General features: G+C 66.9%; 13 protein-coding genes, 1 tRNA gene and 1 pseudogene. 9 read left to right on the top strand and 6 right to left on the bottom strand.

What is annotated here, in order from left to right; translation table 11 throughout:
• Window positions 1-83: 83 nt before the first annotated feature.
• The gene (locus ABD830_RS41010) at window positions 84-602 is read left to right on the top strand and encodes a universal stress protein (RefSeq protein WP_344999565.1); all 519 of its coding nucleotides are present in this window, start codon (window positions 84-86) and stop codon (window positions 600-602) included.
• On the opposite strand, the gene pdxR is transcribed toward ABD830_RS41010, so the two are convergent.
• Window positions 558-2,039: a MocR-like pyridoxine biosynthesis transcription factor PdxR gene (gene pdxR, locus ABD830_RS41005; protein WP_344999562.1), complete on the bottom strand. Its 1,482-nt coding sequence runs from the start codon at window positions 2,037-2,039 to the stop codon at window positions 558-560. The genes ABD830_RS41010 and pdxR overlap by 45 nt on opposite strands.
• 67 nt (window positions 2,040-2,106) lie before the next feature.
• Between pdxR and ABD830_RS41000 the strand changes: the two genes are divergently transcribed.
• From ABD830_RS41000 to ABD830_RS40980, 5 genes are all read left to right on the top strand, one after another.
• On the top strand, window positions 2,107-2,556 hold the full coding sequence (locus tag ABD830_RS41000; protein ID WP_344999560.1) for a carboxymuconolactone decarboxylase family protein: 450 nt from the start codon (window positions 2,107-2,109) through the stop codon (window positions 2,554-2,556).
• Window positions 2,557-2,560: 4 nt separating this feature from the next.
• On the top strand, window positions 2,561-3,766 hold the full coding sequence (locus ABD830_RS40995; protein WP_344999558.1) for an MFS transporter: 1,206 nt from the start codon (window positions 2,561-2,563) through the stop codon (window positions 3,764-3,766).
• A 394-nt stretch (window positions 3,767-4,160) separates the two neighbouring features.
• Entirely contained in the window at window positions 4,161-4,280 is a 120-nt protein-coding gene (locus ABD830_RS40990) for a DLW-39 family protein (protein ID WP_218154143.1), read from the top strand.
• Window positions 4,281-4,295: 15 nt separating this feature from the next.
• Entirely contained in the window at window positions 4,296-5,024 is a 729-nt protein-coding gene (locus ABD830_RS40985) for an HAD-IA family hydrolase (protein ID WP_344999555.1), read from the top strand.
• 15 nt (window positions 5,025-5,039) lie between these two features.
• Window positions 5,040-5,112: transfer RNA gene (locus tag ABD830_RS40980), tRNA-Ala, on the top strand.
• An 18-nt stretch (window positions 5,113-5,130) separates the two neighbouring features.
• On the opposite strand, the gene ABD830_RS40975 is transcribed toward ABD830_RS40980, so the two are convergent.
• The 3 genes from ABD830_RS40975 to ABD830_RS40965 all read right to left on the bottom strand — a co-directional run bounded on the left by ABD830_RS40975 (window position 5,131) and on the right by ABD830_RS40965 (window position 7,349).
• Window positions 5,131-5,910 carry a tyrosine-type recombinase/integrase gene (locus tag ABD830_RS40975; protein ID WP_344999553.1) on the bottom strand — a complete coding sequence of 260 codons (780 nt, stop codon included), beginning with the start codon at window positions 5,908-5,910 and terminating at the stop codon, window positions 5,131-5,133.
• A 70-nt stretch (window positions 5,911-5,980) separates the two neighbouring features.
• Window positions 5,981-6,370 carry a hypothetical protein gene (locus ABD830_RS40970; protein ID WP_344999551.1) on the bottom strand — a complete coding sequence of 130 codons (390 nt, stop codon included), beginning with the start codon at window positions 6,368-6,370 and terminating at the stop codon, window positions 5,981-5,983.
• Between the two features lie 154 nt (window positions 6,371-6,524).
• Window positions 6,525-7,349 carry a DUF6461 domain-containing protein gene (locus ABD830_RS40965; RefSeq protein WP_344999549.1) on the bottom strand — a complete coding sequence of 275 codons (825 nt, stop codon included), beginning with the start codon at window positions 7,347-7,349 and terminating at the stop codon, window positions 6,525-6,527.
• A 626-nt stretch (window positions 7,350-7,975) separates the two neighbouring features.
• Here ABD830_RS40965 and ABD830_RS40960 point away from each other — a divergent pair.
• On the top strand, window positions 7,976-9,331 hold the full coding sequence (locus tag ABD830_RS40960) for an IS256 family transposase (RefSeq protein WP_344999547.1): 1,356 nt from the start codon (window positions 7,976-7,978) through the stop codon (window positions 9,329-9,331).
• A 156-nt stretch (window positions 9,332-9,487) separates the two neighbouring features.
• A pseudogene (locus tag ABD830_RS40955) lies at window positions 9,488-10,713 on the top strand (IS701 family transposase).
• A 168-nt stretch (window positions 10,714-10,881) separates the two neighbouring features.
• Here the strand turns inward: ABD830_RS40955 and ABD830_RS40950 are convergent.
• The gene (locus ABD830_RS40950) at window positions 10,882-11,292 is read right to left on the bottom strand and encodes a type II toxin-antitoxin system VapC family toxin (protein WP_344999545.1); all 411 of its coding nucleotides are present in this window, start codon (window positions 11,290-11,292) and stop codon (window positions 10,882-10,884) included.
• Entirely contained in the window at window positions 11,289-11,609 is a 321-nt protein-coding gene (locus ABD830_RS40945; RefSeq protein ID WP_344999543.1) for a type II toxin-antitoxin system Phd/YefM family antitoxin, read from the bottom strand. The genes ABD830_RS40950 and ABD830_RS40945 overlap by 4 nt, the downstream gene beginning before the upstream one ends.
• A gap of 466 nt (window positions 11,610-12,075) precedes the next feature.
• On the opposite strand from ABD830_RS40945, the gene ABD830_RS40940 reads away from it, so the two are divergent.
• Window positions 12,076-12,756, top strand: coding sequence for a hypothetical protein (locus ABD830_RS40940; RefSeq protein WP_344999541.1), 681 nt, complete (start codon window positions 12,076-12,078; stop codon window positions 12,754-12,756).
• Window positions 12,757-13,070 lie beyond the last annotated feature (314 nt).

Raw genomic sequence — 13,070 nt, 5'->3', positions numbered from 1 at the left:
GGGACTCCATAGTTCGGAAAGTGCCACCTCCCGGTAACAAGCCGGCGGGCGCACTATGGTCGTACTTCTTAACAGGAGGCACCGTGGAACAGGATCTGCCCGGCGGTGCGAGGCTGATAGTGGGGGTGGACGAGTCCCCGGCCTCGCGTTGGGCGCTGGCCTGGGCCATCGGGGCGGCCAGGCTGCACCGGATGGCCCTGGTCGCCGTGCACGTCAGCCGCGCGCCCGTCCATCCCTTCCCTGAGGCGCTGCCCGTCCAGCACGCGCTCAAATCCGGCGAGGAGGCCCGCTGCACCGAGGTGGTCGCCGGCGTGTTCGACGACGTCGCGGGTGGCGTGCCCGACGACATCAGGACGGCCGTGGTCGGCCGGGTCGGCGATCCCGGCTACCATCTCGTCGACCTGGCCCGCGAAGGCGACCTGCTGGTGCTCGGGCGGGGGCGGCGCGGGCTGCTCAGCCGCATCTTCCTCCCCTCGACCAGCATGTACTGCGCCCGCCACGCGAAGACCACGGTCGTCATCGTGCAGCAGCCGTCGCCGCCCGACGATCCGGAGCTGTCAGGGGAGCGGGCCCGCCGCTTCTGGAGCCGTCGCCATCCTTGATGCGGGGCCGTTCTTAATGCGGGGCCGTTCTTGCTGCGGGGCCGTCGCCATCCGCAGCCGCCGTAGCCCTTCGGGGATGTCGTCCCTGGTGATCCCGCCGTAGCCCAGGACCACGCCGGGCCGGGCCGGGCTCTCGTCGCAGTACGCCTCCAAGGACTCCACCGCCAGGCCCGGCACAGGGCGTACGGACACCCCTGGGGCGAGGTGGGCACACAGGTGCAGGCCCGCGGAGGACGGGATCAGGAGCAGGCGCTCGTTTCCGGCCAGCATCTCGGCGATCATGGCGTGCCTGGCGGCGTACTCGCGGGTCGCCTTCCTGATGTGCCTGGCCAGGAGCCCCTCGTCGATGAAGCGGGCCAGCGCCGCCTGCGTGGGGACGTCGCTGTGCCAGTCGGAGAGCTGCTTGGCCGCGTGCATCGCGGGCGCGAGCGAGGCGGGGGCGACGAGGAAGCCGAGCCTGAGCATGGGGAGCAGGGTCTTGGAGAACGAGCCCACGTAGATGACGCGGCCCGCGCGGTCGAGGCTCTGGAGTGGCTCCAGCGGGCGCTCGCCGTACCGGAACTCGCTGTCGTAGTCGTCCTCGATCACGACCGCCCCGCGGCGCTCCGCCCAGGCCAGGAGGGCGGCGCGGCGGGCCAGCGACATGGGCGTGCCCAGGGGGAACTGGTGCGACGGCGTGACGTACACGATGCGGGCGGCGCCGGGGATGGCGCGGACGTCGATGCCCTCCGCGTCCACCGGCACCCCGGTCACGCGGGCGCCGAGCGAGCGGAACAGCAGGCGGGCGGGCGGATAGCCGGGCTCCTCGACGGCCACGCAGGTGCCGGGCTCGATCAGGACGCGGCCGATGAGGTCGAGCGCCTGCTGGGCGCCGTTCGTGATCAGCACGTCGTCGGGGCCGGCGTGGACGGAGCGGCTGATGCCGATATGCCGGGAGATGGCCTCTCTCAGCGGTTCGTATCCGGCAGGGCTGTGGTACGTGGCGGCGCTCACCCGCAGCTCGCGGGCCACCAGCCTCCGCCATGCCTCCATCGGGAAGAGGTGAGGGTCCGGCACGCCGACGCGGAAGTCGTACCGGACGCTCTGTACGGCCTCGGGAGCGCCGATCTCCCGCCAGAACGAGCGCGGGCGCACGACGCCCTTCGGGGCCGCCCTGCCGCGTGCCGGCCCCTGGTGGAGCGGCGCGGCCTGGTGGAGCGGCGCGGCTGACACGAATGTGCCCGCGCCCGCCCGCCCCACCAGGAACCCGTCGGCGACCAGCCGGTCGTAGGCCACCGCGACCGTGTTCCTGGAGATCTCCAGCCTCCGCGCCAGCTCCCTGGTCGGGGGGAGCCGCTCGCCCGACCTGAGACGGCCGTCGAGTATGGCGTCGAGGAGCTGCCGGTAGACCTGTGCGGCCAGGTCACCTCGGCCTTTCAGGGTGACGTGGACGTCCATCTTGGCCCAATCAATTAGTCGGAAATTGGAGCTTATCTCGGGACAAAGGGGGATCCAAGATGGGCTCATGACACCACGAATGAAGCTCGGACCACTGGTCGGCGACGTTTACCGGCACGCGGGCGCCCTGGACGGGTTCGTCGAGGAGAGCGCGCTGCCCAAGCCCCTCCTCTACCTGGTGCAGCTGCGCGCCAGCCAGATCAACGGCTGCGTCTACTGCGTGGACGTGCACAGCGCCGACGCGAGGCAGGCGGGGGAGAGCGACGCCCGGCTGCACTCGGTCGCCGTCTGGCGGGAGTCCCCGTTCTTCACCGAGCAGGAACGTGCCGCCCTGGCCTACACCGAGGCCGCCACCCGGCTCTCCGCCGATGACGTCACGGACGAGATCTGGGAGCAGGCGGCGGCCCATTTCGCCGAGAAGGAGCTGGCGGCGCTGATCGTGGCCGTGGCGACCATCAACTTCTGGAACCGTCTGGCCGTTTCCACCCGGATGACCCCGCCTTCGTACAAGGCGTGAAAGCATGAACAATCGCCGCATCCTGGCCCTCGCCCAGCTCGCGAACTCCATCGGCGACGGTGTCTACCTCGTCACCTCCGCGTTCTACTTCGCCAGGATCGTCGGCCTTTCGGCCACCGAGATCGGCCTCGGCCTCACCCTGGGCTGGGCCGTCGGCTCGGTGGCCGGCGTGCCGATCGGCCATCTGGCCGACCGGCGCGGTCCCCGCGGAGTCGCCGTGCTGCTCGCGCTCACGACCGCCGCGGCGGTCGCCTCGTTCATGTTCGTCCGCTCGTTCGCGCTGTTCGCGCTGGTGGCCTGCGTGTACGGCACGGCGCAGACCGGCCTGTCGGCCGCCCGCCAGGCCCTGCTCGCCGGGCTGATCGCGCCCGCCGAGCGCACGGTCGTACGGGCCGTACTGCAGTCCACGCTCAACGGCGGCCTGGCCGTCGGCGCCGCCCTGGGCGGGCTCGCCCTCCACCTCGACACGCGCCCCGCTTACCTCGCGGTCTTCGCACTCGACGCCCTGAGCTTCCTGGTCGCCGCCTTCCTGCTGCTCAGACTGCCTGCCGTGCGGCCCACCCAGGTGACCTCCGCCGGCCCTCGGCTGGCGGTGCTCAGAGACCGCCCTTACGCTCTCGTCACGCTCATCAACGCCGTGATGCTCTTCTACATGCCGCTGCTCAGCCTGGTCGTGCCGCTCTGGATCGCCTCGCGTACGAGCGCGCCCACCTGGATGGTCTCGGTGCTGATGGTGATCAACACCGGCACGGTCCTGCTCTTCCAGGTGAGGGTGGCCAGGGGGGTGAAGGGCCTGCGCTCCGCCTCCCTGTCGGTGCGGAACGCCGGGTTGGTGATGTTCGCGGCCTGCGCCGTGTTCGCGCTGAGCCCGTACGGGTGGCCGTTCCTGCTCGTGGCGGCCGGTCTGCAGGTCCTCGCCGAGATGCTGCTGGCCTCCGGGTCCTGGGAGATCGGCTTCGGCCTCGCCCCTGACGACAAGCAGGGCCAGTACCAGGGGTTCTTCGGGACGGGGGTGGCGGTGGCGAGGATGCTCGGGCCCGTCGTACTCACCACGCTGGTGCTGGGGGGCGGCACGGTCGGGTGGCTGGTGCTCGGCGCGGCGTTCGTGGCGGCCGGCGCCGCGATGGCACCGGCCGTTCGATGGGGGCAGCGCTCGGGCGAAGCGGCGGCGCGGTCGCAGGCTGACGCAGCTCACCGCGAATACGCGTGAGACCGCCGCAGCACGGCTGACAAGGGACAGCCGCCGGGGCACGCCGGATGCGACACATACAGGCGTACAGACGACACATACGCAAAGTAGAGCCGTGCCCTGCCACACGCACAGGCGTGATATTTGGCATGATCGAGCTGTTGTCCGAGTTAGCGGACAACAGACACCAGAGGCGGGCGGCAGACGAGCGCCCACGACGGACGGAAAGGGGATCCAAAGGCCGTCGGCGGCGCGCGTACCGGTCCTCACCTGGGGCTGAACACTCGTTCCCCGCACATTCCGCACATCTGGCCCGTGCGCAACACCGGGAGCGCAGCCATCCCTTGCTAGGCTGCATGTCAACCGTTGGGTCTCACCCCGGCAGGTGAGGCCGTCGAAGAAGTGGGGTCACACCGTGAAGAAGCTGCTTGTTCTGGCGCTGATCGCCCTTGGGGGGCTGCTGATCTGGCGTAAGGTGCAGGCCGACCGCGCAGAGCTCGATCTCTGGACCGAGGCGACCGGCACCGAGAACTAACCGACCGGCGAGGCGATGAGTGACGTCGTCCCCATCAAGCTGGTGTGCCTGGACCTGGCAGGCACCACAGTCGGTGACATCGCCATGGTCGAGCGCGCCTTCGCAGAGGCGATCGCGACCCAGGGCATAGTGCCCGGGACCGGAGCGTACGCGCGTGCCATGGTTCACGTGCACCGGTCCCGGGGCTGTCCCAAGATCGATGTCTTCCGTGGGATCTTCCCCGGGAACGAAGCCCAGGCGCAAGCGGCGAACCTGACGTTCGAGCGCTCCTATGAGGGCACCCTCGAGCGGGCAGGTCTCGAACCCATGCCCGGAGCCCTGGAGGTCCTCGACAAACTCCGCGGCACCGGCATCAAGCTCGCCCTGATCACCGGCTTCAGCCGCACCACCCTGAGCCGCGTCCTCAGCGTGCTCGGCTGGCACGACAAGATCGACCTCGCCATCTCCCCCGAAGACGCCGGCGGCCGCGGCCGCCCCTGGCCGGACATGATCCTGCACGCGGTGCTGCGCCTGGGGGTGGAGGACGTACGCCATGTGGCGGTCATCGGCGACTCGGAAAGCGACATGCTGTGCGGCAAGCGCGCGGGCGCCTCGATCGTGGCGGGCGTGATGACCGGCGTCCACAGCCGCGAACGCCTCCTCAAGGGCGGCGCCACCCATATCCTCGACTCGATCGTGGACTTCCCGAGTTTGGTGTTGAGCGATGACCTTGGAACGACGCAGGTAGCTTCGTCCGCCCGGTAAGCTATCTTCGTCGAAGGGGCCTTAGCTCAGTTGGCAGAGCGCCTGCTTTGCAAGCAGGATGTCAGGAGTTCGAATCTCCTAGGCTCCACACATACAAAAGCCCAGGTCAATGGCCTGGGCTTTTGATCTTTGTTGGGGCTGTCTTCAGGGCCGTGCCCGTTGGGTCCTTGTCAAGCGCTCCGTGTGCCAGGGCGTCGAGCTTGCGGGCGACCTCGCGTTGTCTCTCGTCGGTGGAGTGTTGGTAGATGAGGGCGGCCCGGGTGCTGGAGTGGCCCATGCGTGCCATCAGCTCGCGGATCGAGGCGCCGGCGCTGGCGGCGAGGGTGTTGCCGGTGTGTCGGAGGTCGTGGAAGTGGAGCTTCGGTAGGTCGGCGTCCTGGAGCGCCTTGGCCCAGACACGGCGGTTGAAGTTGGTGTTGCGCAGCGGGCCGTCATCCGGGCCGACGAAGATCAGGCCCTCGTTACCATCCTGGGCGAAGTCCTTCACGTGTGCCTTGAGCTCGTCGAGAATCAGCGCGGGGATGGCGACAGTGCGCTTGCCGGCCGCGGACTTGGGGTCGGTGAAGACCAGGCCCTTGCCGGTGATCTGGATCAACTGGCGTTCGACCTTGACGGTGCCGGCGTCGAGGTCGAGGTCTCGGCGTCGGAGTCCGGTCAGTTCGCCCCATCGGGGGCTGGCGAACGTGCCGAGGAGGACCAGGGCGCGGTAGCGGTGTTCGATGACGTCGACGAGCCGGTAGACCTGGGCGACCGTGAGTACGGGCCGTTCGGGTGACTTCTCCTGGCCTGCGCCTTTGATCCGACACGGGTTGCGCTTGATGAGCTGGTCATCCACAGCTGTGGACAGAATCGCATTGAGGAGCCGGTAAGCCTTGGCGACGGTCACCTCGCTGACGCCGTGCTGTCTAGATGATCAATTCCAAGGGGTGCCTGCGGAGGGAGTGGGGGGTGGGCGGTCAGGCGTCGGGGTCTACTTTGGGGTGCGTGAACCGCACAGGCTTGCCCAGCGACCGGGCGTAGGCGATTTCGGCTCGGGTGCTGTCTCCGATGTAGTCGCCGACTACGAGCACCTCATCAGCGAGCCGGATCTTCGCTCGGTGCAGATCGTCGAGTCGAACCTTCAGCGCCTCGGCCTCGACAGGATCGGACCAAAGTTCGTGCGGCGACTTCATGTCGCAACCCGGCTTGACGACAATCTTTCCGGCTTTGGTCTCCCGCAGATCGGCCTCGGTCATCTCGGTCATGAAACGGGTGGAGCCACAGATCACGACGATACGCGGGAGGCTCAACTGCTTCTTCGCGTCGGCGAGTTTCTCCTCGGGGGTGAGCGGTTGCGGGTATGACACTGGTTCCTCCTGGTGGTGTGGTCCAAGGGGTGCCTGCGGAGACGAGAACGAGGGTGTCCAAGATCGTCTTATGGCGAACGACGCGGACACCCTCGCGACAGCACTCCAGGAGACGACCGACGACATGCTGAAAGAGCATCCCGACCTGGCGCCGTCATTGACCGGAGACAGCAGCCCCCAGTCTGGAAGAATCGCGATTGAGGATCTTCGCACCGCTGAACCTGTCGGCGAAGTGCGGAGGGAGGTCGATACCACCGTTATCAATAATCACCACGCCGCTGATCCTGCTTGCGAGAGCTAGAGCCGCAGGGACGGCATTGTCCACTATGTCGTCCCTGGTAGGGTCGATGCCCACCATGCGAAGGCAACCGTTCAACCTGTCCGGGTCGTTGCCCTGGCGATCGAAGGGGCGAGACGGCGTGAAGCTGGTCATCACTTGCCCGTCCAATGTGTAGATGAATCGGTCATGTGCGCCGCGGTCACGTTGTACGGCGACGGCCTCGCCTCCGCCGATGGACAGCGCCTTGACGTGTTCGGATCGGCTCCCTCGACGCCCCTTGCACTCGGCGACAACCCAATCCCCGAGACGAGCAACCGTGATGATCTCTTCAGGATTCTCCGCTCCCTGATGTTCGGCGACCTCTTCATCGGAGATGAGCCGAATGTCCTGCTCTTCGGCACCAAGGCGGTGGAGAACCTCCCGCTCGTCGAGACCACGGACGAAGGTGATCGCGTAGACCGGGCCGAGCGGTCCGTCATCAGGCCAGTCATATACATCCGGGCCAACCCTCGAGTCTTGCGCGAAGACACGGACGACCTCGATCACCTCGGGATTCGCGGCCAAGTAGGCCTCGCGAACGTGAGAGGGAATCATGCCAGTCCCGCCGATCTTGTGGCCGTTGGAGTCGGCCCATTCGCGGATACCGGGAGGACGGACGAGGCGCGCCATGCGCATCGAGCGAAACGAGGAGTCCGACATGTTGGGCAATCTACTCGTGATCGCTTATCTGCACCTGGTCGATCTTGGCAACCTGACTGATCATGGCTCGGGGCTCTTGACCCCTGAGGGGCGGTCATATAGTGGGCTGTCTTCACAACCGCGTCGGGGCCCTCTGGCGGATGCGCGGGCTGGCGCGATACAGTCGGGCGCCGCTCCACTCACGGTGTTCACGAGTGGGTCCGGTCCTGTAAGCCACTTGCACAAAGGGACGGCCGTTGCACCGAATTTCCAAGGCGGCTCGCGTGCTGTTGGCCTCCGGTTGGGTGATCCTCATCGTGGTCGGTTGGGCAGCCTACTTCGGGGGCACATTGGATGCCCCCGCCACGGTCGCACTTGTGGGAATAGGGCTGGGATGCCTTCTGACTGCGGTCATTGTGGCCATCAACGATCGCTGACTCTGCGCATGTAGCCACCTGGCAAGAGCACACGGTTATATGACCTGCCTTCTAGTACTCCAGTGACACTTGGCGATCTTGAGGACTTGGGGTCACATGGCGACGGCCACCGCGTGATCAGGTCGCGTCCGAGATGCGGTGTAAAAGTGAACGAGCGTAGGTTGCCGTGCTGAACCGACCAAAGTTCGCACAACGCAAGGACCTACGCTCGTGGCACGCACACTACCGCCCGTTCAGGCCATTCGCGCCGAGATCGACGCCTTGTTCGCCGACGGCCGTGATCTGGTCGAGGTCATCGAAGACGTCGCCCGTCTCGGTGCCCGCCTGATCATCCAGACCGCCGTTGAAGCCGAGGTGGACGCGTTCCTCGGCCGCGCCCGTTACCAGCGCACTGCCACCGTCACCGCAACCGGCGGCGACGAGGAGGCCCCGGTGCGGCCGGGCTACCGCAACGGCCACTGCCCGACCACCGTCAAGACCACCAGCGGCCCGATCACCATCGCCCGGCCCAAGCTGCGCGGCACCACCGACAAGTTCGTCTCCCGCCTGTTCGGCACCGGCGTCACCCGCACCCACGCCCTGGAAACGCTCGTCATCGCCTCGTTCGTGCGCGGCCTGTCCGTCCGTGACGTCGAAGGAGCACTGGCCGACGCACTCGGCCCCGAGGCCGCCCTGTCCAAGTCGACGGTCTCGACCATCTGTCAGGCCATCGTGGCCGAGTACGACGCCTGGTGCCGCCGCCACCTGACGCACGTCGAGCTGGACTACCTGTTCCTGGACGCCTCGCACTTCAAGATGCACGACGGCAGCCGGGCCGAGCCGATCCTGGCCGCCTGGGGCATCACCACCGCCGGCAAGCCCGTCTTCGTCGGCCTGGCCGCCGCCGCGGCCGAGTCCACCGACTCCTGGCACGACTTCCTGTCCGACCTCGTCGCCCGCGGTCTGCGCCCGCCGCTGCTCATCATCTCCGACGGCGCGCCCGGCCTGATCAGCGCCGCCGAGCAGGTCTTCCCCACATCACTGCGCCAGAGGTGTCTCGTTCACCGCGCCAGAAACGTGCTCGCGAAGGTCAGCGCCGGCGACCAGGCCGAGGTGAAGGCCGCCTACTGGCAGATCTTCGACCTCAGCGAGCTGGGCGATGACATCACGGTCGGCCAGGGGTTGGTTGACCTCGTCCAGCGGCGCATCGACACCTTCGCCGATACCTGGGCCGGCCGCTACCCGGCGGCGGTCAAGTGCCTGCTCACCGACCGCCAAAGCCTGACCGCCTACCTGCGCTTCCCGATCGAGCACCACAAGCGCATCCGGCATTCCAACTTCATCGAGCGCACCTTCGGCGAGACCCGCCGCCGCGTCAAGGTCATCGGCCGCTTCCCCGGCGAAACCTCCTGCGTGTCGCTGGTCTGGGCGGTGCTGGATCGCGCCGCCCGCGGCTGGCGCGGCTTCACCCTGACCAGCAAGGGCCTGCGCATCCTGCACGACCTCCGCCGGGCGCTGCTCCACCCGCCGACTCAGCTCCGCCCTACCGACGAACCGGCCTTGGCACCTGCCACCGAGGCCGCCTAAGATCCACTCACGGCACCTACCTCGTCGAGCTATTTACACCGCTCCGAGGACGCGACCCGTGATCATTCGGAGTTTGTGAGAACAACCAAAGATCGTGCGGTGGCCGCGAGCCACAGCGTAGACCCTGACTGCTGGATGGTCATCTTCAACGAGCTGATGGCTCAGATCGCCGGCCGGTTCGGCCGCGTCGAACCGCGGCGTGCGGCAACCGCCTATGTACGCGGGCTGCTGGCTGACATCGACCGCAAGAACTGCTGGAACCTGGCCGAACACGCCGGGCTGACCGGGCCGCAGGCGCTGCAGCGGCTGCGGCGCACCGCTCGCTGGGACGCCGACGCGGTGCGCGATGACGTCCGCGATTTCACCGTCGACCAACTCGGACCCGACGGCGTGCTGATCGTGGACGAGACCGGATTCGTCAAGAAGGGCGTCGGTTCGGCCGGGGTGCAGCGGCAACACAGCGGCACCGTGGGCCGGATCGAAAACTGCCAGATCGGCGTGTTCCTCGCCTACGCCACCCCGGCGGGACGCGCGCTGCTGGACCGGCGGCTCTACGTGCCCGAGCACACCTGGCTGGCCGACCCCGGCCGCTGCCTGGCGGCAGGTGTCCCGGACGAGATCGCCTTCGCTACCAAGCCCGGCCTGGCCACGGCTATGGTGCTGGCCGCCCTGGAGGCCGGCGTGCCTGCCCATTGGGTGACCGGCGATGAGGTCTACGGGCAAGACCCGCGCCTGCGCGTCGCCCTGGAGGAGCGCCGGATGGGGTACGTGCTGGCGATCGCGGGTAACCGGCGGGTTGAACTCGAGGGCGTCCAGGTGAGCGCGGCCGAGGTCGCCATGCGAGTGTCCGATCGGCACTGGCATCGCTACCGCGCCGGTCAAGGTGCCAAGGGGCCCCGCTGGTACGCCTGGGCCTGGGCACGGATCGACGAAAGCGAGGCCCACGGATATCGGTGGCTGCTGATCAGGCGCAACCTGACCACCGGCGAGCTGGCGTTCTACCGCTGCTACGCGCCCACTCGGCAGCCCCTGATGGCCCTGGTCAAGATCGCTGGAATTCGATGGGCGGTTGAGGAGTCCTTCCAAGCCGCCAAGGGCCAGGTCGGGCTGGACCACTACCAGGTACGCGGCTGGACGGCCTGGCACCGGCACATCACCCTGGCCATGCTCGCGCTGGCCCTGCTGGTGGCCGTCGCCACCGCCCAGCCACCCAGTGACCAGGACCGCATCCCGCTACACTGCCCGAGATCCGCCGGCTGCTCGCCGTACTCGTGCTGACCTGGCACCGCTCGATCACCCATGTCCTGCGCTGGTCAGACTGGCGCCGCCGACACCAAGCCACCGCCCGACGCTGCCACTACCAGCGCAGATCCGAGTCATGATCGCGAAATGTCACTGGAGTACTAGGCTCCACACATACAAAAGCCCAGGTCAGGGTTGTGTTCACTGACCTGGACTTTGATCTTTATTTTCGGCCCCGTCGCCGTGCGTGCTTGATCAGTATGTCGAGTTGCCGTCGTCGGTCAGGGCAGAGTCTGGTGCGTGATGCCTCATCGTGGGCGGGTGACGGGGACCACTGCGAGCAGGTGGTCGAGACCCTTGAAGTCCTTGGGGCTGCAGGTATAGAGAGGCAGCCGGTTTGCGATGGCCACGCAAGCGATCATCAAGTCTGCTGTTCGGGGGCGGGGTTTGCGACCCGAGGCGATGACAGCGGTCCAGAGCTGGCCGTACTCGCGTGCGGCGGTGTCATCGAAGGCCAGGGGATCAAACTCGGCCTCAACGGTCTGCAGGACCTTCATTCGCTGGGCTAGTTCCTGTGGGCCGGTCGCTACCAGCACACCGACAGACAGTTCGGCGGTGGTGATGGCGCTGATCATCATCTCGTCGGGCAGTTCGTCGGGGTCGATTCCCGCCCGCAGGATGAGGACGTTGGTGTCGAGCAGTCCTTGAGGATAGGTCATTCCTCGTCCTGCGCGAACTCGCCTCTGCCGTAGGCGCGGTCATACGGGTCGTAGAGATCGTCGTTGACATGATGATCCATGTCTTCGCGATACTTCCGGTCGTCCAGCAGAGGCATCCCTCGGGAAACAGCGGCGAACTCCGCCCGAGAGACAGCCCGGCGCCGACGACGGATGGGAACCAGGTCGCCGATGTGGTGGCCGTTACGCGTCACGGCGTATCGCTCTCCTCTTTCCAAGCCGTCCATGATCTCGGCTGACCGGTTGCGAAGATCGCGCTGTGAGATCTGGTGCGAGGGGTCCGGTTCGGGAGTGCTCACTTCTCAAGAGTACAACCGAGTGCCATCAAGTGCTACCACGTAGCACAATTGTGGCTCGGTGGAAGGAGCGGCTTGAGGTTGCTATGGCGGTACCGTCATGGAGTTCGGCGCCGCCTGGTGCACGGAGGCCGCCGCCTGCATCTCCGCATCCCCACGCGATGGCCCTGGGCCGGCCAGATCCTTACTGCCCTGGCACGCCTGCACGCCCTGCCGGCACCAACCTGACCAGCACCAACACGCCCCACGACCAGGAAAGGAACCCCCCGGGCCCGTGGAGCCCCGCCCACCCGGCGCGACAGCCGGGCACCCACGCTGACCACAGCAAGAAAATCGACCCCAGCTGAACCTCTCAGCCGACCAACTCAAGGTCGAGAAAGATCGAGGCTAGCGCGACACCGTTCAGCGAAGAGAATTCACTAATGGGATAAATGGGGCCGACGGTAATGAACTACGGCAGAATTAATGCATGGGACTCCCTCGGCAACCCGCCCCCCGGGACTACCCCGGTCTGGTCACCACCATGGTCGCGATCCTGGTGGTGCTGCTGCCGAGCGGCTTCGCGTTCAGCTTGTACAAGCACCTGAACGCTCCCGACGCGGACACCGCCGTGACCCTGCCGACCACGGACCCCACGCCCCAACCTGCCCAGCCGAGCCCCAGCGAGAACGAACGCCCGGGCTTACCGATCGACGACGACGAGTTGAGCAACTGGACCTTCCGCCTAGGCAGCGTCACGCTCAAGGCTGAGAAGGTGGGTGGCTGGACGTACGACTCCTGTGCCCCGATCGACAGGCAGGGTGTGCTGGCCAAGAACAAGTGCGAGCGCGCCGTCCAACTCGCCTACTCGGCCTACAGGGGGCACCTCACAGCGGTCCAGGTCATCATGTCCTTCCCCACCGTGAAGGCCGCCAAGGCCACGGCCGCGCACCTGGCGAAGTCCTCCCGTGCGGTGAAGTGGCGCCGGGACAAGATGCTCAGCAAATATGTCTACGGCAAGATCCGCTCGGGCGCGACCAAGACGTACATCCTCCTGACGGTTGTCACTGCCGACAAGACAGCCCAGGCGAAGGCCACGCAGTTCCACCACTACCTGCACAGGGACCACTTGAACTACTTCGTCTTCCGCAACTCGACCGTCACGGGCTGAGTCCCTGAATTTCTGAACAGCTGGTCATAATTGAGCTACATGGTGGCGCTCGGCCTGCTCTGGAGAACTGTAAGAACAACGGCTCTGTCGCAGATCTAGAGAGTCCCCTGCGCCCATCGAGGACCGAACAGGCTCATAACCGGGTATCCACGTAAACCGCTGTGGCGTCGTCATACGCCTTGCCTCGCGACCGGCGCTGCCTTCGGGGTCGGAGTGTTCGGCTTGGCGGACCTGCGTGATCAGGGCTTGAGGGCCATGCTCGGCGAGGAGGTCGAGGGCCTGACACAGAGGATCTCTACCGTCCTGTCGAACCA

The organism is Nonomuraea helvata, from assembly GCF_039535785.1.
In the GTDB taxonomy this organism is placed as follows: domain Bacteria; phylum Actinomycetota; class Actinomycetes; order Streptosporangiales; family Streptosporangiaceae; genus Nonomuraea; species Nonomuraea helvata.
This window is presented reverse-complemented; position numbering and strand designations above follow the sequence as displayed.